25 protein-coding genes are annotated in these 23,379 nt (G+C 63.0%); 10 read left to right on the top strand and 15 right to left on the bottom strand.

Annotated elements, in window-relative coordinates; translation table 11 throughout:
* The first annotated feature begins 137 nt into the window (after window positions 1-137).
* Complete coding sequence (locus AC6H4Z_RS00325; RefSeq protein ID WP_497544732.1) at window positions 138-1,877, top strand: glycoside hydrolase family 3 protein; 1,740 nt, start codon at window positions 138-140, stop codon at window positions 1,875-1,877.
* A gap of 73 nt (window positions 1,878-1,950) precedes the next feature.
* Window positions 1,951-2,640, top strand: coding sequence for an NUDIX hydrolase (locus AC6H4Z_RS00320; protein WP_497544731.1), 690 nt, complete (start codon window positions 1,951-1,953; stop codon window positions 2,638-2,640).
* 22 nt (window positions 2,641-2,662) lie between these two features.
* Here the strand turns inward: AC6H4Z_RS00320 and AC6H4Z_RS00315 are convergent, their stop codons facing one another.
* From AC6H4Z_RS00315 to AC6H4Z_RS00305, 3 genes are all read right to left on the bottom strand, one after another.
* The gene (locus AC6H4Z_RS00315) at window positions 2,663-2,953 is read right to left on the bottom strand and encodes a hypothetical protein (RefSeq protein ID WP_497544730.1); all 291 of its coding nucleotides are present in this window, start codon (window positions 2,951-2,953) and stop codon (window positions 2,663-2,665) included.
* A 101-nt stretch (window positions 2,954-3,054) separates the two neighbouring features.
* Window positions 3,055-3,213, bottom strand: a complete 159-nt coding sequence (locus AC6H4Z_RS00310) for a hypothetical protein (RefSeq protein ID WP_497544729.1) — start codon at window positions 3,211-3,213, stop codon at window positions 3,055-3,057.
* 58 nt (window positions 3,214-3,271) lie between these two features.
* Window positions 3,272-3,478 carry a cold shock domain-containing protein gene (locus AC6H4Z_RS00305; protein WP_497544728.1) on the bottom strand — a complete coding sequence of 69 codons (207 nt, stop codon included), beginning with the start codon at window positions 3,476-3,478 and terminating at the stop codon, window positions 3,272-3,274.
* 791 nt (window positions 3,479-4,269) lie between these two features.
* Here AC6H4Z_RS00305 and AC6H4Z_RS00300 point away from each other — a divergent pair.
* Together AC6H4Z_RS00300 and AC6H4Z_RS00295 are read left to right on the top strand one after the other, a co-directional pair.
* Entirely contained in the window at window positions 4,270-4,710 is a 441-nt protein-coding gene (locus AC6H4Z_RS00300) for a hypothetical protein (protein WP_497544727.1), read from the top strand.
* A gap of 146 nt (window positions 4,711-4,856) precedes the next feature.
* Window positions 4,857-5,237, top strand: a complete 381-nt coding sequence (locus AC6H4Z_RS00295; RefSeq protein WP_497544726.1) for a hypothetical protein — start codon at window positions 4,857-4,859, stop codon at window positions 5,235-5,237.
* On the opposite strand, the gene AC6H4Z_RS00290 is transcribed toward AC6H4Z_RS00295, so the two are convergent.
* From AC6H4Z_RS00290 to AC6H4Z_RS00280, 3 genes are all read right to left on the bottom strand, one after another.
* On the bottom strand, window positions 5,227-6,141 hold the full coding sequence (locus AC6H4Z_RS00290; protein WP_497544725.1) for an alpha/beta hydrolase: 915 nt from the start codon (window positions 6,139-6,141) through the stop codon (window positions 5,227-5,229). The two genes, AC6H4Z_RS00295 and AC6H4Z_RS00290, sit on opposite strands and share 11 nt — an antisense overlap.
* A 40-nt stretch (window positions 6,142-6,181) precedes the next feature.
* Window positions 6,182-7,378 (bottom strand): molybdopterin-synthase adenylyltransferase MoeB, encoded by a 1,197-nt coding sequence (gene moeB / locus AC6H4Z_RS00285; RefSeq protein ID WP_497544724.1) that lies wholly within the window; start codon window positions 7,376-7,378, stop codon window positions 6,182-6,184.
* 87 nt (window positions 7,379-7,465) lie between these two features.
* Window positions 7,466-8,182, bottom strand: a complete 717-nt coding sequence (locus AC6H4Z_RS00280) for a Crp/Fnr family transcriptional regulator (protein WP_497544723.1) — start codon at window positions 8,180-8,182, stop codon at window positions 7,466-7,468.
* Window positions 8,183-8,367: 185 nt separating this feature from the next.
* On the opposite strand from AC6H4Z_RS00280, the gene AC6H4Z_RS00275 reads away from it, so the two are divergent.
* Window positions 8,368-10,209 (top strand): hypothetical protein, encoded by a 1,842-nt coding sequence (locus AC6H4Z_RS00275; RefSeq protein ID WP_497544722.1) that lies wholly within the window; start codon window positions 8,368-8,370, stop codon window positions 10,207-10,209.
* A gap of 9 nt (window positions 10,210-10,218) precedes the next feature.
* Here AC6H4Z_RS00275 and AC6H4Z_RS00270 read toward each other — a convergent pair whose 3' ends face one another.
* From AC6H4Z_RS00270 to argC, 6 genes are all read right to left on the bottom strand, one after another.
* Window positions 10,219-12,309 carry a M20/M25/M40 family metallo-hydrolase gene (locus tag AC6H4Z_RS00270; RefSeq protein ID WP_497544721.1) on the bottom strand — a complete coding sequence of 697 codons (2,091 nt, stop codon included), beginning with the start codon at window positions 12,307-12,309 and terminating at the stop codon, window positions 10,219-10,221.
* Window positions 12,310-12,359: 50 nt separating this feature from the next.
* On the bottom strand, window positions 12,360-12,974 hold the full coding sequence (locus tag AC6H4Z_RS00265) for a hypothetical protein (RefSeq protein ID WP_497544720.1): 615 nt from the start codon (window positions 12,972-12,974) through the stop codon (window positions 12,360-12,362).
* 12 nt (window positions 12,975-12,986) lie between these two features.
* Window positions 12,987-13,385, bottom strand: coding sequence for a GNAT family N-acetyltransferase (locus AC6H4Z_RS00260; RefSeq protein ID WP_497544719.1), 399 nt, complete (start codon window positions 13,383-13,385; stop codon window positions 12,987-12,989).
* A gap of 89 nt (window positions 13,386-13,474) precedes the next feature.
* The gene (locus AC6H4Z_RS00255) at window positions 13,475-14,740 is read right to left on the bottom strand and encodes an aspartate aminotransferase family protein (protein WP_497544718.1); all 1,266 of its coding nucleotides are present in this window, start codon (window positions 14,738-14,740) and stop codon (window positions 13,475-13,477) included.
* Window positions 14,737-15,501 carry an acetylglutamate kinase gene (gene argB, locus AC6H4Z_RS00250; protein WP_497544717.1) on the bottom strand — a complete coding sequence of 255 codons (765 nt, stop codon included), beginning with the start codon at window positions 15,499-15,501 and terminating at the stop codon, window positions 14,737-14,739. The genes AC6H4Z_RS00255 and argB overlap by 4 nt, the downstream gene beginning before the upstream one ends.
* Window positions 15,498-16,457, bottom strand: coding sequence for an N-acetyl-gamma-glutamyl-phosphate reductase (argC, locus tag AC6H4Z_RS00245; protein WP_497544716.1), 960 nt, complete (start codon window positions 16,455-16,457; stop codon window positions 15,498-15,500). The genes argB and argC overlap by 4 nt, the downstream gene beginning before the upstream one ends.
* Window positions 16,458-16,541: 84 nt before the next feature.
* On the opposite strand from argC, the gene AC6H4Z_RS00240 reads away from it, so the two are divergent.
* From AC6H4Z_RS00240 to argH, 3 genes are all read left to right on the top strand, one after another.
* On the top strand, window positions 16,542-17,000 hold the full coding sequence (locus AC6H4Z_RS00240; protein WP_497544715.1) for an arginine repressor: 459 nt from the start codon (window positions 16,542-16,544) through the stop codon (window positions 16,998-17,000).
* A 99-nt stretch (window positions 17,001-17,099) separates the two neighbouring features.
* Window positions 17,100-18,386, top strand: a complete 1,287-nt coding sequence (locus AC6H4Z_RS00235; protein ID WP_497544714.1) for an argininosuccinate synthase — start codon at window positions 17,100-17,102, stop codon at window positions 18,384-18,386.
* On the top strand, window positions 18,383-19,786 hold the full coding sequence (gene argH / locus AC6H4Z_RS00230) for an argininosuccinate lyase (RefSeq protein WP_497544713.1): 1,404 nt from the start codon (window positions 18,383-18,385) through the stop codon (window positions 19,784-19,786). Before AC6H4Z_RS00235 ends, argH begins: the two co-directional genes overlap by 4 nt.
* A gap of 105 nt (window positions 19,787-19,891) precedes the next feature.
* Here argH and AC6H4Z_RS00225 read toward each other — a convergent pair whose 3' ends face one another.
* On the bottom strand, window positions 19,892-20,434 hold the full coding sequence (locus AC6H4Z_RS00225) for an outer membrane protein (protein WP_497544712.1): 543 nt from the start codon (window positions 20,432-20,434) through the stop codon (window positions 19,892-19,894).
* A 206-nt stretch (window positions 20,435-20,640) separates the two neighbouring features.
* Here AC6H4Z_RS00225 and AC6H4Z_RS00220 point away from each other — a divergent pair, with 206 nt between their 5' ends.
* A complete protein-coding gene (locus tag AC6H4Z_RS00220) occupies window positions 20,641-21,033 on the top strand; it encodes a hypothetical protein (protein WP_497544711.1) in 393 nt (130 codons plus the stop codon).
* An 85-nt stretch (window positions 21,034-21,118) separates the two neighbouring features.
* Here AC6H4Z_RS00220 and AC6H4Z_RS00215 read toward each other — a convergent pair whose 3' ends face one another.
* A complete protein-coding gene (locus tag AC6H4Z_RS00215) occupies window positions 21,119-21,331 on the bottom strand; it encodes a cold shock domain-containing protein (RefSeq protein ID WP_497544710.1) in 213 nt (70 codons plus the stop codon).
* A gap of 219 nt (window positions 21,332-21,550) precedes the next feature.
* Between AC6H4Z_RS00215 and ispG the strand changes: the two genes are divergently transcribed.
* The gene (ispG, locus tag AC6H4Z_RS00210) at window positions 21,551-22,846 is read left to right on the top strand and encodes a flavodoxin-dependent (E)-4-hydroxy-3-methylbut-2-enyl-diphosphate synthase (RefSeq protein ID WP_497544709.1); all 1,296 of its coding nucleotides are present in this window, start codon (window positions 21,551-21,553) and stop codon (window positions 22,844-22,846) included.
* Here ispG and AC6H4Z_RS00205 read toward each other — a convergent pair.
* On the bottom strand, window positions 22,756-23,364 hold the full coding sequence (locus AC6H4Z_RS00205; RefSeq protein ID WP_497544708.1) for an HD domain-containing protein: 609 nt from the start codon (window positions 23,362-23,364) through the stop codon (window positions 22,756-22,758). The genes ispG and AC6H4Z_RS00205 overlap by 91 nt on opposite strands.
* Window positions 23,365-23,379 lie beyond the last annotated feature (15 nt).

The raw sequence follows: 23,379 nt of genomic DNA, 5'->3' as shown, positions 1-23,379 counted from the left end.
CGGGAACTCTGAGTCTTTCTCGCGTCTCAGTCGCAATCGTCGCCGGCCTTTGCGCGACCGCAATTGCGTGCGCCAAGATTAGCGGAAGTTCGCCGCTTCCCGCCTCTCGCTCACCGCGTTCCTCGTGGGCCGACTCCGTGCTCGCGACGCTGTCGCCGCGCGATCGCGCCGCGCAGTTGGTCTGGCCGCAACTGTTTGGTGATTTCACGCCTACGTCCAGCGCAAGTTGGGCACGCGTGGACGAGTTGATCACCAAGCAGCACGTCGGCGGATTCATCATGTCGATCGGCTCGCCCATCGAGACGGCCGAGAAGCTGAACGCTATGCAGCGACTCAGCACTTTGCCGCTCGTCATCGGCGCCGACTACGAATACGGCGCGGGCATGCGTCAACGCGGCGGCTACTTCCTCCCGAACAACATCTACCTCGGCGGCGCGACCATTTTCCCGCCACAGATGGGCCTTGGTGCGTCGCGCGATACGTCGCTCGCGTATCAGCAAGGGCGCATCACCGCGACTGAGGGGCGCGCGATGGGCGTACACATCGCTTTCGCGCCCGTGCTCGACGTCAACAACAATCCCGCGAATCCCGTCATCGGCGTTCGCTCGTTCAGTGAAGATCCGCGTCTCGTCTCGACCATGGGTGCCGCGCTGATTCGCGGACTCCAGGATCACGGCATGATCGCGACCGGAAAGCACTTCCCTGGACACGGTGACACCGAGGAGAACTCGCACCTCACCGTGACCACGGTGCATGCGAGTCGAGCCCGCATCGATTCCGTGGAGCTGGTCCCGTTTCGCGCTGCGATCGCCGCCGGAATCGAAGGAATGATGACGTTCCACGGCGTCGTCCCGTCGCTCGACACCACGCCGGTGCCCGCGACACTCAACCCGGCAATCATGACGCGCCTGCTTCGCGGGCAGCTGGGCTTTAAAGGATTGATAATCACCGACGCCATGGACATGAATGGCGTTCTGGCGCGCGTGACGAACAAGCAGGTGGCGCAGGTTGGAGCGTCTACGGCTGGCAGTTACGGCGCGGCAATCAACAACAGCATCGGGATCGGAGAGGCGTGCAAGCTGGCGATCGACGCTGGCGCCGACATTCTTCTGATGCCCAGCGACGTCTCGGCGGCGATCGATGCCGTTGTCGACGGCGTGCGTGAAGGACGTTTCTCGCAAGCACGCGTCGATTCATCCGTGCGACGCGTGCTCGAGATCAAGCGACAGCTCGACCTCGATCGGCGTCGACTGGTTAGCCTCGACAGCGTGCGCGCCCTCGTGGGCGACACGACAAATCTGAGCGTCGCTGCGACCGCGGCGCAGAAGTCGATCACACTGGCGAAGGACTCGCTCGGTCTGATGCCAATCGTACGAAACGGCGGACGACCGCAGCGCACGCTTTCGATTACCATCGCGAATCGCACCGACCTTCCGGCCGGCGCGTCATTCAACGCCGAGTTACGTCGCGTCGATCCATCGTTGAAGACCGAGCTTCTCTATCCCGACGATGCGTCGCCGAACCTGTCGCGACTCTTCTCGCTCGCGGACTCCGCGGATGTGGTCGTCGTTAGCTCGTATCTGGCGACGGGAACCAACACCGCGACCGCAAGTGCTCCGGAACCGATCGCACAATTCCTTCGCGATCTCGTGCAGCGTCATCCACGCACAATACTCGTCGCGTTCGGAAATCCGTATCTGCTGCAGCAGGTCCCGGCCGTCTCGACATACCTCGTCGCGTGGGGCGGATTCCCGGTTTCCCAGACGGCGGCGGGCCGTTCTGTGATCGGCGTCACGCCAATTACCGGCCGTCTGCCAATCAGCATTCCTCCCCTGTTGCGCTTCGGCGCTGGAATCGCTCGATTGGTCACTCCGTAGTACGCGCCGCCCACGGCGGCCGCAGTGCTCGCGGTCTTGACTTTATTAGCAAGTTGTTACTAATTCGCGTGCGATGCCTGATCGATCGTCTTCCGCACGTCCTGCCGCACGCGGGCTTTCACTCGCTGTCGATGTCGCGCTCTTTACGCCGCGAGGCCAAGAGCTCGCCGTCCTGCTAGCGGCGGGAAGCGCACGCGGCCGTGTACGCGATCGCGCCACGTTGCCGTCTGATGCGCTCCGTGCAGACGAATCGCTCGACGATGCTGCGGCCCGCATCGCACGCGACGCACTCGGCTCTGCACCGTCGCTGCTGGACCAAGCTGGGGCGACGGGAGGAAATCGGCGACACGCCGATGGGACGCAGATTGTCGTCACATACTTCGGATTAGTGCCCGATGCGTCCAACGGTAGGTCGGATCAGCATTGGGCCGGCGTATCCGATCTATCCATGCTCAGCGCTCGCCAGCGCGACCAGGTAGAGGCGGCGCTCAATGCCGTTCGCGCGCAGGTCGATCTACAGCCTATCGCCTTTCGGCTGCTTCCGTCTGCATTCACGTTGAGTGAATTGCAGGGGGTTTATGAACTCCTAATGGGCCGTCGACTGCATAAAGCGAGCTTCCGTCGTTCGCTTCACGCGGCTGCGCTAGTGGAAGCAACTGATGAATGGCGAAGCGAAGGGCGAGGACGCCCAGCGCAGCTTTTCCGCTACGCGCCGCCGCGGCGCCGGCGTCAGCGTCGCGGTATTCGCCTCGATCTCCTTTAGACTCCGCCTGGCGCCCAGTTAGTTAGTCGGCGCGTTCCGGACCGTCGATGCGAAGCAATGCTCGAGCGATCGCAGCATTGTCTGCAGCAATCCGATAGAGATCGGTAAACGACGCCGATCGCTCATCGCCTTCCGCCTCGGCGATCACTACTGGTTCGCGATCGTCGCGACCTTGTGCAACTGCTCTGCGTTCGACTGACACGCGCGTACGCGCGATCTCTCGTGCGCGATCGACCTTGATCGCGACGTACCCCCCACCGGGCAAATCGCGTCGGTAGACCGAAAACGATTCGTCGCGCAATGGCTGGTCCATGTCCGTTTCCTCCGCCGCCGCGTCATTCGTTGACGCTTTCCTCGCCTCTGCGATGACGACGCACGGAATAGGCCGCACGCGCCGCCTCGACGCGGAAGAAATTATTGCGTCGGGGTCGGCGCGGCTACGCGCAATTCGCGCGTCGCGTCGAGCATCGGACTCAGCTGTGCGACGGACGCAACCGCGCGTGCGGACTGAGCAATCTTGAACGACAGTTTGCTCAAGCGTTTGGCGGAGACCGTCGCCGAGCAGGGCTGCATAGCGAAAGCGCTCCGGCATGTGCCGGAGCGCCCTCTGCGTTCGACCGTGCGTGCGGGATCACGGCTTCGTGACGTCGGCCGCTTGTGGTCCTTTCTGACCTTGAACGATTTCGAATTCCACACGATCGCCCTCAGCCAGAGACTTGAACCCGTTCCCCTGGATGGCGCTGAAGTGAACGAAGACGTCTGGACCTCCCTCTCGGGAGATGAAGCCGTAGCCCTTAGCGTCGTTGAACCACTTCACGGTGCCGGTAAGACGAGCCATTGATCGTACCTCTTGCAGAAACTGTGACCCTTGATCCCGCGCCGACGGTAGCAGCGTTGCAGCGCCCGGCGGCGTGATCCATCTCGCGTCGCAGAACTCGTCGAAAGGCCGCGAGTCCGCTTATCGCCATGTCGGGGCAAGTTTTGTGCAACTCACCGGTATCGAAACCGGCTCCGTCGGTGGTCGGTTTCGCTGCCGAGGGATACGTGCGTCTAGGCCGCGCCCGCGATGTACCGAGCGATTCGGCCGCAAACGCGGCAACGGAGTGTGACGTGGGAACGGGGAGGTGCCGGAAAGTCGTCCGGCGTCCGCTCGATTGCCCCAGAGCAGGACGGGCAGCTCAGTGGAGAGCCCGTGCGGTCGTTCGCGATCAGATTCAGAGCTTGTGCTGGGTTATACGTAGCCGGTCGTGGCTTGCGCATACGCCCTCCTCAACATCGTTCAGCCCCGGATTACAATGGCGCCGGTCCGCCTCGAGAAAGATAACCTTCTATTTCCCTAAGACCAACCAGGGTATCGCTTTGTCACGTATTCGATCGCTTGCTGCCGGGCTCGCTTTTCTGTGCGCAGCATGCGGTCCGCGAGCACACATCCCACCCCGACCGGCCGTAATCCCGGGTGCTCTCGAATCATCGGACAGCGGCGCTATCTTGGCGCGCTCGCTAGCCCCCTTGCTATACGTCCAGCGCGACGAATGGTTCCCATTGGAGAGGGTCGTCGCTGTACTTCATCCAACTCGACCCGTCATCGCATACCACCTGCTCTGGCACGACGACGTACACGGCTCCTGGGTGCCGTTTACGGTCCCGACCGATGAAGAGGTCGTCTGGGTTGGCTACGACTCCACGCGCGCTCCTACGGACATCTGGACCTACTGGCACGGCTCGCTGCTTCACGCGGACTGGCGCGATCGCGGCCAGGTGGGGATCGACGTTCAGTGGGGCAAACACGGGTCGCTCCCACACGGGATCATCGAAAGCGATCTGCCGACGCTGAAGAAGTTGAATCTGTTCTACATGTTCACGTGGATCGGGTTGCCGGACATCTGGCTCGGCGATCTCACCCGACGCGGCCCATGGTGCTTCTGCCACGGATACGCGCGCTATCGCGACTACTCCAGCCTCATCCTCGTTGGCGCACGCGTCGACGCGGTGATTCGATCGGAGGATGCGACGGACGCGCTGATCGACGTGTTCGGAAAACCGTATTCCAAGAAGAGGCCCTGGCCGTAGTCTGCACGCCAGCGGATTTCACTCGTGTCGCGCCGCGCAACGTTCTTGTATGCGTGTGCTCAAGCCATCACAGCTGCTCTTACCGCAGTGTCCGATTCCTGCTATTCTCCAGCCTGGCTTTTTAACCGGCTCCGAGGAGAAGCATCATGGCGACACGTGCCAAGAAGTCTCGCGGGACGTCAGGCGGGAAGAAGGGCAGCAAGAAGGGCGGATCCACGGCACGGGCACGCCGCTCCGCGTCGGCAAAGTCTGCTAAGAAATCTGTAAAGAAGGCTTCGGCAAAACGCGGCGCGGTCAAAAAGAAGACCTCGGCGAAGCGCCCGGCATTGAAGCGGTCGGCTGCCAAACGCCCCGCCGTTAAGCGTGTTGTGAAAAAAGCGGCGAAGCCAGTCAAGCGCGCATCGCCACTCGCACGCGTCAAGCGCGTCGCACAGGAAATGGCGCAGCAGGCCACGACCGCCGTCACCGAAGGCGTTGAGACGCTGAAAGATCTCGGCGAAACGATCGTCGAACGAGTTACGGGCTGATCTCGCGAACGCTCTGAGTCGGGGCTCGCGGCGCCATGTACAGTTGCATGAACGCCGCGAGCCGCGCGATCAATTTGTCTCGACCGTAATCGACGGTGATGATATGCGCAGCTCCAGTGACCCACTCGAGTTGCTTGTCGCGTGAGCCGATGAGTGCGAACGCACGCTCCGCATCGGCAGCAGCAATGCGATTGTCTTCGCGTGATTGAATCATCAGCGTTGGTGCTGAGATGCGTGGCAACACCGCGACGGCGCGACGCATCGTTGCGCGTAGTGCGCGAAGCCCCGCAGGCGTAAATACGCCGTACGCCAGATTGCGCTCGCGCTCCGCCGGATCGAGCACCGACGTTCCTTCGCCGGATCTTCCCGCGGGTACGACAATCCCCCAGAGACGCGAGAACTCTGTCAGTCGCTCGACGCGACGCGGCATCGCGAGATAGGGCGCGACCAAGCCGAGCGCCGGCAAATCGGAATGCGCCGCCGCCAATTGCGCGGCCAGCGCACCACCCATCGACAATCCAATAATGCCGACCCACTCGTGCGACGCACGCAGCTCCGCGTATGCGCGCTCTGCCGCCGACGTCAGCTCGTCCGCTGTCACGCGCTGAAATTCGCTGAGCGTGCGACCATGTCGTGGAAGCAATGGCGCGACGACGTGGAAGCCGCGCGCGAATAGCTCGTCCCCGAGATACCGCATGGTTTGCGGCGTATCGCCCGCACCGTGAAGAAGCAGAACAGCAGGTGCGCCATCTCGTCGCAGAACGAATGTCTCGCCGCCAACTACGACTCCGTCCGGTCCGAGTGTCCGGCGGCGCATCGACAGCGCGGTCATCACACGTAGCTGGCGGCCACGCCACCAGGCCGCCCCCGCGGTCAGTGCGAGGGCTACGAGCGCGAAGACCATCCGCCGACGCTCGCTAGACCGTAACTGTCAAAAGGCAACATCAGTAGCGACGGACGGTTGGATCGACCTCGAGACTCCAACGTTCGATACCGCCGATGAGATTTCGCACGCGACGGAACCCAGCTGCCACCAACGCCTGCGCAGCGGCGTCGCTTCGCGCACCATGGTGACAGTATAGAACGATATCTGCGTCATCCGGAATGTCTGGACGCGCCGCCATGAACGTGCGAAGCGGAATGAGAGTCGCCGTCGGAATGCGGCCGATCTGCCATTCGTACGGCTCGCGAACGTCGATGACAACGGTTGGCTCCCCGGCAGCAATCAAAGCCGCGAGCTCTTTCGGTGTGATTTCGCCAACCGCCGGCGCCGCCTGGTGGCCCGGACCGTCGCAGAACTCGTCGTAGTCGATCAATTCGGTGATCTCCCCGGTCCCGCAGACCGGACATTCTGGGTCGCGCTCCACCCCAAACGCGCGAAAGCCCATGGAAAGTGTATCAACAGTTAGCAATCTCCCAATCAATGGCGTGCCTAGACCGAGAATGATCTTGAGGGCCTCAGTCGCCTGCAGCGTTCCGATCAACCCGGGCAATACACCCAGCACGCCGGCATCCGCGCAGTTCTGGACGCTTCCGGCTTCCGGCGGACTCGGAAACAGACAGCGATAGCAGGGGCCCTGTTCGGTCGCGAACACGGACACCTGTCCTTCAAAGCGATCGACACTGCCGTACACCAGCGGGCGATCGGTCAGGACGCACGCGTCGTTCAGGAGATAGCGCGTGGGAAAATTGTCGGTGCCGTCGATGACCACATCGTACGCCGTGACGAGGTCGAGCGCGTTCTCGCGAGACACGCGCACGCCGATCGTGTCAACTCGCACGTGCGGATTGATCGTCGCCAGTGTATGCTGCGCTGAGTCGGTTTTTGCCGATCCCACGTCACCGCTCCGATGGAGGAGCTGCCGGTGAAGATTCGACGGATCGACTCGATCCCCGTCTGCGATCCCGATTCGGCCGATGCCGGCCGCGGCGAGATACATCGCCGCGGGCGAGCCCAAGCCGCCTGCGCCCACGATCAGCACACTCGCGGCCTTCAGTCGCGCTTGCCCCTCGAGACCGATCTGCGGCAAGCGGATCTGCCGCGCGTATCGCGCGAGTTCATCGCCGTCCAACACGGAACGCGAAGCGTCCGCGTCGACAGCGGCAGAACGAAGCGAAGAATCGCTCGACGAGGATTTCATGTACTCACGCGAGATGCCGAGGCGCCAAAATATACACGCCCGTCCGAGTCGCGGACGGGCGTGTCGCGCGTCGCCCAACTTGCGCGGCTACTGGAGTGCCTGTTCCTGCCCCTCGCTGAGACTGGGAAACGCAATCTCGTTATCGAGTCCCGCACTCTCGATTCGATCGGCGAGCTGCGTAGGCGGCGCAATGATCAGCGTCGTCCCCTTGCGCTCGACGAGACCTTCGCCGGTCAAGCGCCCGAGTACCAGCGATACGGATTCGCGAGTTGCGCCGACGAGCTCACACAACAACCTGTAGCGCGCGGTACACAAAACGATCCGTCCGTCCTCGCGCGTGAACGTCTGATTGCTCGCCATTCGAACGAGCGTGGCCACGAGCCGTTGCTCGACGCTGAGCGTTGTGAGCTCTCGCAACTTGTCCAAAAGGGCCGCGCGCTCCGCCATAAGCTGGTTTACGAGCGTCAAAGCGTGCTGCGGCTGCTCCCGGACGAAGGCGCGAAAGCGCACGGAGCTCAGAAAGAGCGTTTCACTTTCATCATCGGCTCGCGCGTCGGTGGCATAGCGCGCGTTTTGCGACAGTCCCTCGGAGCCAAAGGTCTCTCCAGGCGTCGCGATCCACGGAACGAACCCGCGCCCCGCGCGCACTCGGCTCCGCAGCACCACCCGTCCCCGTGTCACGATGAACACGCCGTCTGCTACTGCACTGCGTTGATAGATCGCGAAACCCGCTGGCCAGGAGGCCCGAGCTGCGTATGCAGTGACTGCCTCTCGCTCGACGTCAGTCAGTCGCGCGAGTCCCATGCTATTCTCCCCCACAACCATCCTCACATCCCGCTACGGTGGGCGACGGTTGCAATGTCTGGGCCGATCGTGACACCACTGAACCGTCAATTCGTGTTGCATAATTCCTTCTGCGAGCCGCGCGTCAGCACTGCTCGCTCCGCGGTGATGCAATGGACACCGCCCGCGGCGTAACGACTTTCGCCGTGTCAGCCACGACCTCGGACCAGCCGATCGTGCCACCGACCGTGCCCATCGCTGTCATTGGCACGGACGCTGTGCTCGCCGCTGCACCGGCAACACCGGTGCAATTGGCGCACGCTTGTCTGCGCGCCGGATTTGCGAATGTCATTCCCGCGAGTTGGGGCGATGAGCTGATTGCGGCCGCCGTGCTACGACGCCTTCCGCAATTCGGAAACGGTCCGGTCATTCAGTGCAGTTGTCCCATCGTCGCGCACCGTCTGCTCACCGCCGGTGGCGACTTGCGCCCCGTGTTGCTTCCGCTCGTTCCGCCACCGGTCGCCGTCGCGCGTTATTTGAGATCTCTCGCACGACCCGCGCGTACACGAATCACCTACATCGGCGCTTGCCCGGGCGCGGTCGACGAATCGATCGACATCCGCATGTCGCCCGACGCGCTCATCGCGATGCTCGCCGAACGCGACATCGTGATCGGCGAGCAACCGGAAGTGTTCGAGTCGATCATCCCTCCCGACCGCCGGCGATTCCGCTCGCAGCCCGGAGGCGTACCGACCGCAGAATCGCTGTGGACCGAGTTCGGAAGCCGCGCGCTCGTCGAGCTCGATGGCGAGGACTTCGTCACAGAAGTCGCACAGCACCTGTTGTCCGGTAAGAATGTTCTCATCGATGCGGCGACCCGCTTGGGCTGCGCGTGCAGCGGCGCGACTTCCGGCGCGCGAAACCCGCGCGCGCAAGTGATTGCGCACGAGCCGCCGCGCGCCGCCTCTCCCGTCGTCGAAGAACGCACGCCGATCGATCTCGACCTGCTCGTGCCCGCGGTTTCACGCACGCCCGTAGACGTAGGCGCGGTATCGAGCGCAATGGCATCCACGCGTCCGGTGACCCCGCCGAACGGTGTCGAGACGATTCCCGTTCCTGCGGTTCGGTCCGCGCCTGCACGCGGCAACGGACCGAGTGCGACAAACACAACCGCCCCCGACGTCCGACTGCCGCGACTGAGCACGCCGGTCGTCCCGCGCTCGGTGCTGAGCGCCTTCCCGCAATCGCGAGATCTGGAAGGAAAGGCGCTGCCGCGAGCGTACGTTGCACGCCGCCGTTCATCCCCGCGCGGCGTCTCCGTTGTCCTGCCGCCCGACGAATTGCTCGGCATCGATGCTCCAGAGATGGATTCGGAGCTACCACCGGCGCCCATGTCGCCACCGGCGGTCGAGGTTCCGGCCCGTGTGACGTTAGAGCCGGCGGCCGTTCAGACGACGTCTACGGAGCCCGCGCCACCTCAGGCGGTTCCGGAAGAAGCGGTTTCAGAAAGCTCCATCGCCGTGACCGAATTGCCGGTCGAGGTCTCAGCGCCCGCAGCCGTGGTGCACGAGCTCGTCGCTATACCGGAGCCGAGTCCGATCTCGGAACCGGACGCAATTGCCCCTGCGCCCCTCGCTAACGTCGTCTCTTCGATCGCCGCGCCCGAACCCGTCGGCTCGATCGATTTTGCGGCCCCAGCGCATTCAGGGGCCGTACACGATGTCTCCGATCCGGCAATCGCGGAGCGAACTTCGGTCGACCGCGAAGATGCGATGCCTGACCGCGACGGTTCGGCTGCGCTTGGCTCGAGTGGCGCTTCGCGTCGGCCGGTTGCCACGCGCACGCCGCCGCGATCAGCCCGCCCAATTCCGGCGAGGCCAACGCCGGCGATGAGCGCGCCGCCACCGCCGGCTTCATTCTCCCGCGGTCAGATCGTGCTGATCCTCATCGCTGTCGCCGCCATCGCCATCTGCGCGAGCACGGTCGTCGGCGTGATCGTCTCGCGCTCGGTGACGGCGGCGTCCCTCAGCACGCCGTCAGTCCGCTAGCTCCCTTCCTTAGCGAGATCGAAGGGCAGTTCGCGCGTCGACAACGGCCTGCGCCGCGCGGTTAAAGCGCGAGGCAAGATCCTCGATTTCTGTTCGTGTGAGCGTTTCCTGATTGGCGCGAATCGCTTCGTTCACCGACGGAAGCGCCATGTTCGCATATCCGTTGTTCTCATCGGCGACATAGATCAGGTTGCGAAACCACGGACGCGTCCGCAGACCTTCCGGCCGGATGAGCGCGCGTTCGACCTGCATGAGCGCACGGTTGGTCCGCTGAAGTGTTTGCGTCGGCACGGTACCGCTGAGCGCGGAATCCCGCGCTGCATTGAACGCCACGCCCTCGCGCTCGAGCCGATCGATCGCCGCTCTCAGCGCCGTTGTTGGCGCATTCCAGTGGTGTTCGGCAACTGAACGATCGATTGCCGGAATATACCGGCGCATCGTCTTGGCGTATTCAGAGTAGTCATATGGAAGCACGTCGGCGTTCGCCACTCGTAGGAGCATGGCGGTGCCGACTCGCGCGGCGGCCGCGTGATACTTGAAGCCTGGGTCGCCGAACTTCGTCATCCACGCGTAGTCGTCGTACTGCGAGTGGTACACACCGCCCGCGCCGCCAAAGCCCCACTCGGCGATTGGAATGCCGAGGTGATTGTAGAAGCCGGCGAAATCAGAGCCGCCGCCCGGATCACCCATCGCCGGCTCGGCCGTGTCGGCGACCGCGGCCGCTTTGCGCCATTCGGCGTAGACGCTTCCCTTCCCGTTCGGATCGGAGACCGTGCGCGCCGCATCTCGCAACGTGGCACGGAGTGACGGCGAACCGCCGCCACCGAATCGCGGTCCCTGCGCGGCGACATCCTGATTGAAGTACGCAACAGCATCGCGACTGAGGCGGAGCGAATCGTCTTCGACGAATTCCGTCGAGCCAATCAGTCCCCACTCCTCGGCGTCCCATGTTGCGAAGATGATCGTTCGTTTCGGCCGCACTCCGGCCTTGAGTTCCTCGGCGATGGCGCGAGCTGATTCAAGAATGCTCACAGTGCCGCTGACGTTGTCCGCCGTGCCTGGGCCCCAACCGTCTCGGTGGCCGCCGATGATGACGAGTTCGTCGGGGAATTCACTGCCCCGAACGATTCCGAACGTGTCGTAGATCGGCTTCAGTGGCTTCGTCGCACGGTCGTCCGACACCGCGACGCGCGCCTTGACTGGGCCTGCGCCGATGTGATACCGGAACGGGAGCCCACCCTGCCAGCCACGCGGCACGTCAGCGCCGCGAATGTACTTGAGCAGCTCGCCGGCGTTCCCGTAGCCAATCGGTACGACGGGGATGTGCGGAATCTCCATGCGGTCGGGCGTCAATCGCTGAACGTTGCCCGTGCTGCCGTATCCCGGTGTCGACGGGTCGCCGTCCATGTTCAACACGCTGCCGCGCTGCACGCCCGAGCTGTTTCGCATCGGGCCTTCTGGATACACGTCGCCAACGACATAGCCATCATCCTGCGGATCGCTGTAGATCAGCAGGGCGACGGCACCGTGTTTCTCTGCTTCGCGGGCCTTGATGCCACGAAACGATCGTCCATAGCGCGCGATTGCGATCTTGCCCTTCACCGACACGCCCATCGAATCGAGCTGCGCGTAATCTTCGATGAGGCCATAGTTGACGTAGATGACTTCCGCGGTCACGTCACCTTGGCCGCTGTAGCCATTGACCGTGGGATACTGCCACAGCGAGGAGCTCGGATCGCCCGCTACCGGCGGCTCGGCCAGTGGAAGTTCTTTCGGCGAGGGCGAGACACGCGCGACACGCACCGACGTTGGATGCGGCATCCAGACGTTGTACGTGCGCGACTCCGTGTCGATTCCCCACTTCTTCATCTGCGCGATCACGTAGTCGCGGGTGCGCGCTTGCGCCGGAGTTCCGGCGACGTGCGTTTCGCGCGACAACTCCTTCGAATGAATCGCTGCAGCGTCTGGCGACGGCCGTTTGATCGCGCTGGCTTCAACCTCCCGCTCGCGCGCGGCGCTCGCTGAGCTGTACCCAATCATGGATTGCTGCGCGTATGCAGATGTTGCTGCAACAGCGAGCAGAGCGAACGCGAAACGCATTGGGTTGGCCAAGGTTTGGAATCCGAAGAGGGGTGGGGGAATCTACTGGTTTACTCGTGCTGGTCGAGCGCGGCTCGCAGCGCGGCTCGCAGGCGCGCTTCGCGCCCAGACTGATCACCGACTGACGCCGCGATCGCGCCGAACTGCTTGAGCATTTCGCCGTTCAGAAACGCCGCTGTGTCCTTCACTCCCAATCCTTCGAGCGATCGTTCGGCAAGATCACGCAGCATTCGACGCGATTCGTCATCGAGGTCGTCGAGCGACGGCGGCGTGGGTGGGGGCGGCGCGACACCGCGACCGCGATTCCGCTTTGGCGATTCCCAGAGCGCTGCCACCGGTGCGAGGGTCACGACAAACGAACCCGCCGTGTGTTCCTGATGTCCCGTGACGACTCCGCGGCGCTTGAGTACGTGGAGGAGTCGAATGACCGCCTCTCGCACCACCGACACTCCGCCAACGCTCTGGTTTCCGCGACCGGTGATGATCAGGACCTCATCCGTCCGATCGATCTGGTGCTGACGCAGCCACGCCTCCGTTCGAACAGCGGCGGTGGCGGCAGTGGGCAGACTTTCGCGCAGATTGAGCGTGCGCAGCGGCCCGAATCGGGCCTGGTCAAACGCCTGGCGCAGATCGCTCAGTCCGATGGGGCGACTCGGACGGCTCATGCGCCAAATCTACTACGCGGCGATCGCCTCCAAACGGAGGTTCTTGGCGAAACAGATCTCGTTGCAGGCGAACCGGCGGGTACAAGAAAGGCAGTCCCGCCGAATCTTCTCAGGGTATCTCGCCCGATCGACACGCTGGTAACCGATAGCCGCGAAGAATGCCGGTTGTAGGGTGAGCGCGAAAACGTCATAGACGCCGCGCTTCAGCGCCAGCCGCTCTACAGCGTTGACGATCGCCTTCCCCACCCCGCAGCCGTGCACATCCTGCGACACCGCGATCGCCGCGATCTCAGCGACCGAGGGTGAGTACTCCTTAAGCGCCCCGCAGGCCACGATTTTCCCGGATAGATCGACGCCAACGACATAGTCGTCGATCGCCAATTCCACCATCTCGGGCGTGCGGCGAAGCATGAGCGCCTCGGCGGCGAATACCGCGATGAGTCGCGAAATCGCTTCGGCGTCGGCTGCACGCGCGCGGCGGATCACGACGTTCGCGGTCATTACAAAACTTCCTCGAGCATGCCGAGGCCGAGCGCCAACTCGTCCCGCGTGGCGACGAGCGGGGGTAGGAGTCGAACGGTGTACTCGCCTGCAGAACAGGTCAGCAGGCCGGCAGCAAACGCCTCGTTCACGACATGGGACGCAGTGCCCATGACATCGATGCCCCACATGTACCCCATTCCGCGGACAGCGCGAATGCGGCCAGTGCTGCGCGCGACTTCAGCGAGCTGCTTGCCGAACCACGCGCCATTCTCCGTCACGTGGCGCAGCAGTGCGGGATCGGACACGCGACCGAACACGTGGTTCGCCACCGAGGCGACGAACGGTCCGCCGCCGAACGTCGTACCGTGATCGCCGGGCTTGATGGTCTGAGCGATTTCTTCCGTCATGAGAATCGCGCCCATCGGCAAGCCGCCGGCGATTGGCTTAGCGAGCGAGAGAATATCTGGCTCGACGCCGAACTGCTCATAGGCGAACAGCGTTCCGGTGCGACCGAGGCCGCACTGAATTTCGTCGAAGATCAACGCAACGTTGCGTTCCTTCGTGAGCGCACGAACTTCGCGCACGAAGCCAGCATCGAGCACACGCACACCGCCCTCGCCCTGTATCGGCTCTAGGATCAGCGCAGCGACGGTCTCCTCGTTCATCGCGACGGCGATGTCTTCGATGTCCCGTTCGATGATACCGATGCCCGGCGCGAGAGGACGGAACGGGACGCGGTACGACGGACGATCGGTTGCCGCGAGCGTGCCGAACAAACGGCCGTGGAACGCGCCACGCAGCGCGAGGATCTCGTGCTTTGCATCGCCCTGCGTGCGCGCCCAACGTCGCGCGAACTTGAACGCGCCTTCGTTCGCCTCGGCGCCGGAATTACAGAAGAAGACCTTCGATGCGAAGGACTTTTCCACGAGCGACGCTGCGAGACGTTCGCCAGGCTCCGTTGCGTAGAGGTTGGAGGTGTGAATCAAGCCATCTGCGGCGGAATGCATCGCGGCACGCAGGCCAGCGTCCCCATATCCGAGTGCGTTGACGGCAATGCCGCTCACGAAATCGAGATAGCGCTTGCCGTTTTCGTCGATGAGATAGACGCCGTCGCCGCCGACGATGTGCCCCGGTGCGCGCTTGTAGTTGCCGAGCAGCGCATCAGCAGCGGGCGCAGCAGGAGTGACCGGCGTTCCCTCGGCCGGCGTCGCTGTTGCAACGCTGGACGAAGACAGGAATGAAGAATCCGTCGCGTCGCCGGACGGGTGCAATGAAATGCTCATGATAGTTCTCCAATACCACGCAGGGTCGTACCGCGAGAAGAATCGGCGATGGCCGCGATGTCCGAGATTCGGACACACGGAACTCCTCCGGCGAGCGCCGAAAGTCCGGCTTGCAGCTTGGCGTGCATTCCTCCAACGATCACGCCGTCGGCGACGAGCTGGCGGGCGCTGTCCGGCGTGAGTTGCGGAATGACGACGCCGTCTTTCATGACGCCTGGTACATCGGCCACGAGCAGGAGTTCGGCGGCTCCGAGTGCGACGGCAATCGCTGCGGCCGCATCATCGCCGTTGACGTTGAGCGCCGACCCCAGCGTTCCGCTGCCGTCCCGACTCACCGGTGAAATCACCGGCAGATATCCACCGGAGAGCAGGTGGCGGAGAAACGCGACGTTGATCGTCGTCGGGACGCCTACATATCCGAGCTGCTCCGCATCCATCGGCGATGCGGCAATCAACGCCGCATCTTCGCCAGACAGCCCAACCGCTTCAATTCCGTTCTGAACCAAACTCGCGACGAGCCGCTTGTTCGCGCTTCCGGACAGCGCCATGCGAATCAGTTCGATGTCCTTCTCGGTCGTCACTCGTCGGCCGTTGACGAATTTCGTGCTGCCGCCGAGCGCCGCTTGCAGCGTGCTCACTTCGTCGCCGCCCCCGTGGACGAGCACCAGACCGCCGTTCGTCTGCGCCCAGCCCGACGCCAGGGTGCTGGCGAGGGCCGGGTCCGACTGCGGACGACCGCCGATCTTGATCACGCGCGTCACAGCGGCAACCCGGCCGTCTCTTCGAGGCCGAGCATCAGGTTCGCATTCTGAACGGCCTGACCGGCGGCGCCCTTGAGCAGATTGTCGATCGCCGACGTCACGAGCAGCGTTGGCGTTCGTACGCCGGCCAGCGGCACAGCGGAAATTCGCACGACGTTCCGATACGCGACGTCCTTGAGAGCGGGTGTATCCGTCGCGACTTCAATGAATGGCTCGTTGCCGAACGACTCACGCCAGGGCGCGAGCGTATCGGTGAGCGGCTTCGTGAGCGGAACGGTGATTGTCGACAGAATTCCGCGCGCGACTGGCAACAGGTGAGGGGTGAACACGAGGTCCGCGTCCGCCTTCCACCCGTCGAGTGTTGCGCGCATCTCCTTCAGGTGACGGTGGGTGTTTCCAATACCGTAAGCGCGATAGTCCTCGGTGACTTCGCCGAAGAGGTATTCACGTTTGGGCGAATTGCCCGCACCTGTGACGCCGCTGGCGGAGTTCGCGATGATCGTTGCGCCGGGGGCGACGAGCTCACGCTCGATGAGCGGCGCGAGCGCCACGAGAATCGACGTCGGATAACAACCAGGGTTCGACACGAGTTCGGCGCCGGCAACCAACGACCGATTGAGTTCGGTGAGACCGTAGACCGTTCCTTCGCACCCGTTCCCGGGGCGCAGATCGGCCGATAGGTCGACCACGCGGACACCGGCGTCGCGGAATCGGGCGATCGCTTCCTTTGAAGCGCCGTGCGGGAGCGCGCTGAACACAAGCTCCGCGGCGCCGAGAGGCGCGTCATCGGGCGCAACGAATGTCACCTCGCGACCGCCGAGTCGGACGGTCGCACCGCGCTGCTCATTCGCCGTTGCAAAGGCGAGCGAGAGCGCTGGATGACGGAGGATGAGTGCGCAGAGCTCGCGGCCGGCATATCCGCTGGCCCCGAGCACGCCGACTGGTATTTTATGCACGCCGAATGTATAATAATGCATGCGCGCTAAGTCAATCCCGACGGTGGCGCGGCAGCCAAGCCCCCTTCGACCCCGCACGCCTCGATGACCAAGAAGCACGAACGCCAACACGCGATTTTGCAGCTCATTGGAAGCCGCCGAATCGCAAGCCAGGAAGAGCTCAAACGGCTTCTGATCGAGGGTGGCTGGGCAGTCACACAGGCGACGCTATCGCGTGACCTTCGTGATCTCGGCGTCGTGCGAGCCCCCACCGACGACGGAGCCAGATATCTCCTTCCAGAGATGGTCGCGGATGACTCTAAACCTTCACTGGGTGAGCTTTTACCTCAGTGGTTCTCACGTATAGACGGCGTTGGAGAGTTGCTTGTCCTTCACACCCTCCCGAGCGGCGCTCCCCCGATCGCCGAGGCGATCGATTCGCAGGGATGGCCGGAAATTCTGGGGACGCTCGCAGGGGAAAATACAGTGCTGATCGTGTGTCGCTCAGCCGACGCGAGAGTCGCACTGACGAGCCGGCTCTCTGCGCTCGCGAACGAGGACTGACCGGAGTCAGTATTTATAGTGCGGCCGGCATTGACGCGACCGCGGCTGGTGATTAAATATGCATACTGACTGCATAACTCTGCATACTTAGGAGCGCATATGCCCCGTACTATTGTTCTCGCCTATTCTGGCGGACTCGATACCTCGATCATCGTTCCCTGGCTTAAGGAGAACTACAACGGGGCGTCCGTCATTTGCGTCGCCGCTGACATCGGTCAGGGCAGCGACGAACTCGCCGGTGTTCGCGCCAAGGCAATCGCCTCGGGCGCCGATGAATGCTACGTCGAAGATCTCCGCGACGAGTTCGTCGAGTCCTTCATCTATCCCACGCTTCGCGCGGGCGCGATCTACAACCGCAAATACCTGCTCGGCACGTCGATGGCGCGTCCGCTCATCGCCCGCCGCCAGGTCGAGCTCGCGCGCAAGGTCGGCGCCGATGCGCTCGCCCACGGCTGCACGGGTAAGGGCAACGATCAAGTTCGCTTCGAGCTGACGTACGCCTCGTTCGCGCCGGATCTTCCGGTGATCGCTCCGTGGCGCGTGTGGGACATTCGCAGCAGAGAGGATGCAATCGCGTACGCTGAGTCGCGTGGCATTCCGATCGCGGCAACGCGCGCCAAGATCTACTCGCGTGACGCCAACCTGTGGCATCTCTCGCACGAAGGTGGAATTCTCGAGGATCCGAACGCTGCGCCGCCGGACGATCTGCTCATGCTCACCAATCCAGTGATGCAGACGCCCGATGCGCCGGAGAACGTCGTCATCGGATTCGAGAAGGGCACGCCGGTGTCGGTCAACGGCACGCGCCTCGATGGTGTCGATCTTATCGCCGCGTTGAATGCGATCGGCGGCAAGCATGGCGTGGGCGTCGTCGATCTCGTTGAGGACCGAATGGTTGGCATGAAGTCCCGCGGCGTATACGAAACGCCCGGCGGTTCCCTGCTCTACACGGCGCACTCGGAGCTCGAGCAGCTCGTGCTCGATCGCAAGACGCTCGCGGCCAAGGACATGGTTTCGCCGCGCTATGCGGACATCGTGTACGAAGGCCGCTGGTGGACCACGGAGCGCGAGGCGTACGACGCCTTCGTCAACGTCACTCAGGAGCGCGTCACTGGATCCGTGACGTTGCGTTTGTTCAAGGGTTCCACGGCAGTCGTCGGCCGCCAGAGCGATCACGCGTTGTACGATGAGCGTTTCGTGACGTTCGGCGAAGACGACGTGTACGAGCAAAGCGATGCCGCCGGGTTCATCCGTCTCTTCGCGTTGCCGGCACGCGTGCGGGCCATCAAGGATCAGGAAATGGGTCTCGCGCCGGCCGCGCCGGTGAAGATTCCGGAAGGTGCGTTGGAGGGAGCGTCCGAGGAGTCGACGCTTCAGATCGCGTGACCACGGCATTCCGAGCAACGCCGGCCGTGTCACACAAGCTTTGGGGGGGCCGCTTCGCTGGCGGCCCCGCCCCAGAGTTCGACGCGCTGAATAATTCCATCGGCATCGATTTTCGCCTGTGGCCGTTCGACATCCAGCTGTCCAAGGCTTGGGCGATGGGGCTGTATAAGGCGGGCGTCCTCACGCTCGACGAGTGCAACTCTCTCGAGCGCGGTTTGGATGCCGTTGGTGCGCGGCTCGCTGCAGGTGAAAGCCCGGCCGCGAGTGACGAGGATGTACATACGCTCATCGATCGACTTCTGCATCAAGAGGTCGGCGATGTTGCGTCCAAGCTGCACACCGGCCGAAGCCGTAACGACCAGGTGGCCACTGCCACGCGGCTGTGGTCCATGGAAGCCGCCACGCGACTCGATGCCGCGATTCGCGGACTACAGCGCGTGATGGTAGATCAGGCGCACGGACTCGAGACGGCGCTCATGCCGTCGTACACACACATGCAGCGTGCAATTCCTGTCTCGGGCGCGCACTGGCTGCTCTCGCACTTCTGGCCTCTCGAGCGCGATCGTGTTCGCGTTCGCGCGGCGGCGCGCTCGGCAGGCGTCCTTCCGCTCGGCTCTGGCGCCGTCGCTGGATGTGCATATCCCGTGTCACGCGTTCTGCTACAAGGCAGCCTTGGCTTCGCGGCGATTTCGCCGAACTCCATCGATGCCGTCAGCGATCGTGATTTTGTCGCCGAGCTGCTGTTCTCGTCGACCATGATTGCGACGCACCTGTCGCGTCTCGCAGAAGATCTCATCATCTATGGCTCGAGCGAGTTTGGCTTCGTGCAGTTTGGCGACGCATACACCTCCGGCTCGAGCATGATGCCGCAGAAGCGGAATCCCGACGCATTGGAGTTGGCCCGCGGGTCAGCTGCGCGTGTGTTCGGCGATCTCGCCACACTCGTTGGGACGCTCAAGGGTCTCCCGTCGAGCTACAACAAGGACCTCCAGGACGACAAGCGCGTGCTGTTCGACGCCATCGACACGCTGCTACTGGTATTGCCAGCTGTTGCAGGAGCGCTCGCGGAGTGCGAGTTCAGGCCTGCACGAATGCGAGCAGCGCTGTCCAGCACGATGATGGCGACGGATCTCGCCGACTATCTCGTTCGTCGCGGGGCGACCTTCCGCGAAGCACACGGGGCAGTTGGTCGTCTCGTCCGGCAGTGCGAAGAGGAGCGAATCGAATTGAGCGCGCTTCCACTCACGGCGTTTACGTCCGCGCACACTCTGTTCGGCGCTGACGTATTCGATGCACTGTCTGCGCATCAGTCGGTCGAGCAGCGCGAAGTGGACGGCGGTACCGGGCCTCGTGCCGTGCGTGCGCAGCTCGAAGCGGCGCAGCGAGCGTTGGAGGGATAGGGCAGGGCCCTCACGATCGACGGTGTACTTATGAAATGACAAACGGCACACACGCGGAAGCGGTGTGCCGTTTTGTTTTCGCGTCCGGAGCTCGATCGCGTGCGACTAGAAGACGACGCCGAAAACGATCGGGGCGAATTGCACGCCGCCGGGAGCCGACACCGAGTGATAGCGCGCCTCTGCGTAGACGGAGAAGCCGCTCAGCGGAAAGCGAACGCCGCCGCCGAGATTCCATCCGAAGTTCGATTGCGCGTCGACGTTGAAGAACGGATCAGGTTCGCGCGTGCTGTAGTAGCCAACGCCGCCGATGCCGTACGGCACGAACGCACTCGTTGAGCCGGTGAGAAATTCGAAGATCGCGTTGCCGGTAATTCCCGTAGCATGCGACTTACTTCCGGCGAATTTCTGCGAGTACTCGTTGTATATACCTTCCACGCGGAACGCGAGCGGCGAAAGCCCCTGTCGCGCACCTACGCCGAGTCCGAGCGAATAGCCCGCGTCGTTCCGATCGCCGAAAGAGCCGGTGGCCAGCGAAAGGCCAGCGAACCCATTGAAGGTGGCGGTCGTGCCCTGGGCGCGAGCCGCGCTCGACGCCGTAATCGCCAAAAGGAAGAGCAGTGCTGCGCCTGGGCGAAGCAGTCGGTTCATCATCACTCCGAGAGAGTTGTTGCCTGATAGGAATTCCAGTTCCGTGCCAGACTCGAGTGATGCGGCCTTTCCGTTAGCGTCGAGCGTGTCGAAGCATACCGGTGATATCCCTTGGCTGGCCCGCGGCCGACATTTATTATCCTTTTGTTGGAGAATTATTTCTGCGTCCGTGCAGTGAAATATTTATCCTAGGATGAAAGGATAATATGGCACGGTTCTATCATGTTGATATAGCTAGATTTGCCGCTGATGCCGACCAGAAATGGGTCGACAACCTGCTGTCGCACCACATCGTTCCTGGAGTCGACGGTGCCCGGCAAGGGCTGGCTCGCCGCATTTCCGTCGTCGGCGTTTACCACGTCGCACTCATTCGAGCACTCACCCGCGAAGCCGGTATGAGCACGGCTGCCGCTGTCTCTCTGAGTGTACGCCTACTGACCACTGACACGACAGGCGTTCCCATCGTCGCGGGACTCGAATTCCGCTTCGATCGCGACGAATTCGAGCGCCACATCGACCTGGCAATCAGTCAGGCGGTCGAATCGGTTGCTCCGGCGCGCCGTGGGCGGCCACCCAAGTACGCGAACACCGGCGGCTGATGGTTGCCGAGACCGAACCGCCGAAATGCAAAGAGGGGAACCCGGTGGGGTTCCCCTCTTTGATGCCGAACGACCGGCGCGCGAACTACCCAGCAACTTTGCTCACATTCTCCGCAGCCGGTCCTTTTTGACCCTGAACAAGGTCAAACTCGACTGGCTCACCCTCGGCAAGCGTCTTGAAGCCGTTGCCGGCGATGGAGCTGTAGTGGACAAAGCAGTCCTTGTCTCCACCATCGGGCGTGATGAAACCGAAACCCTTCGCGTCGTTGAACCACTTTACTTTGCCGGTCGTACGCATGGTCCCGCTCCTGAAAAGAACTTGTCCCAGCAACACCATGTTGCTCGGGCGTGAAACGCCGAGCCGTTTCCGGTACCCCCGGAACCCCGGCGTCGGGCGACCGCCAAAGTAGCCGCGGCCAGAAAATCGGTCAAGCACGATCCAGGGTGGACGCTCCGCGCAACGAGTATCTTTGGAATCGTCCTCCCACGATCCCCGAAAGTCAGGTCATTTCAGCACATGGCATCGCTTCATCCTCGTCGGCAAACCGTGACTACCTGGGTCGGCGGCGTCCCCGTCGGCTCCGCGCTCCCAGTCGTCGTTCAATCGATGACCAACACGGACACCGCGAACGCCGCGGCGACGGCAGAGCAGGTGATCGCGCTTGCCCGTGCCGGATCGCAGCTGGTCCGCGTGACCGTCAACAACGAGGAGGCCGCCGCCGCCGTCCCTGAGATTGCGCAACGAGTGACCGACGCAGGCGTGATCGTCCCGATCGTCGGCGATTTCCACTACAACGGACACCTGCTGCTCGCCAAATACCCGGCGTGTGCTCGTGAGTTGGCCAAGTACCGAATCAACCCGGGTAATGTCGGCAGCAAGCGTCGCGACGAGAATTTTCGTACGATCGTTCAGCTCGCGGTCGACAACGATAAGCCTGTACGCATCGGCGTGAATTGGGGCTCGCTCGATCAGGATCTTCTCACACAGATGATGGACGCCAATGCGCAGCTGAGCCAGCCGGCCGACGCGCACGACGTCTACATCGAAGCGATGCTCGCCAGCGCGCTACGATCGGCCGAATTGGCGGAGGAAGTCGGACTGCGCCACGACCAGATCATCATCTCGGCGAAGGTGTCTGGCGTTCAGGACCTCGTGGACGTCTACCGCAAACTCGCGGCGCGCTGCGACTATCCGCTGCACCTCGGCCTCACCGAGGCCGGAATGGGGATGAAAGGAATCGTTGCCAGCACCGCCGGCCTATCGATTCTTCTCGCCGAAGGAATCGGCGACACCATTCGTGTTTCGCTCACGCCGAAGCCGAACGGCGACCGCACTGAAGAGGTGCTCGTCGCTCAACAAATTCTCCAGTCGCTCGGCCTTCGAAGCTTCACACCGCAAGTCACCGCGTGTCCGGGCTGCGGCCGCACGACGTCCACGTTCTTTCAGCACATGGCTGAGGACATCCAGACGTACATTCGCGAACAAATGCCCGTCTGGCGCGAGAATCATCCTGGCGTCGAGGAACTCAAGGTCGCCGTGATGGGATGCGTCGTTAACGGCCCGGGCGAATCCAAGCACGCGAACCTCGGCATTTCGCTGCCGGGCACGTTCGAAGAACCGAAAGCGCCGGTATACGTGGACGGAAAGCTCCGCACCACGTTGCGCGGCGACGGTATCGTTCAGGAATTTCTAAAGATTCTCGACGAATACGTCGAGTCGCACTACGCGGCGGCGTCTTCCAGCGCGACGACGGTCGCTTCGAGTTCGCCCATGATCTCGCCGGTAAAACCGACCTCTTTCAGTCGGTCGTAGACACGGCGGTACCAGCGGACCGTCCCTTCCTTTCCGCTGCTGAAGCGACTCCAGATGTTATCGGGCTCGATGGTCCGTCGCAGGTCGGCGACAATCGAGCTCGCATTGTGCAGCTTGTCAGCGGCACACACCCAATGCGCAGCGTCGCTCGCAGCGGCGAGCCGTTCGAGATAGTCGTCGCGACGCTCTTCGTGCGATAGCTCGATGCCGTCGTCATCGACGCGACGATAGGTCACGGCGAGCACCGCGTCGAGTACGTCGAATCCGAACTTGTCGCCGATCCGCTGCTCGAGCATCTCACGCGTGTACGCGTCGCGCACGCAGTCTTCGATGACGTCGTGAAGAATTCCCGAAACGACCGTGCATTCGTCGCGGCCGTAGCGCGTGAGAATGATCGCGACGTTGGCGGGATGCGTCAGATAGGGTAGACGAGTCCCCTTTCGGACCTGGCGGTCGTGGTGCTTCGCCGCAAACGCTAGCGCGTGATTGATGCGGTCCGAATATCCGGCGATGCTCATGGGCAGGAGACCAGG

The sequence above is a fragment of the Leucogemmata humicola genome, from assembly GCF_055379415.1.
The sequence above is the reverse complement of the archived record's forward strand: the minus strand, read 5'-3'. Positions and strand labels throughout refer to the sequence as shown.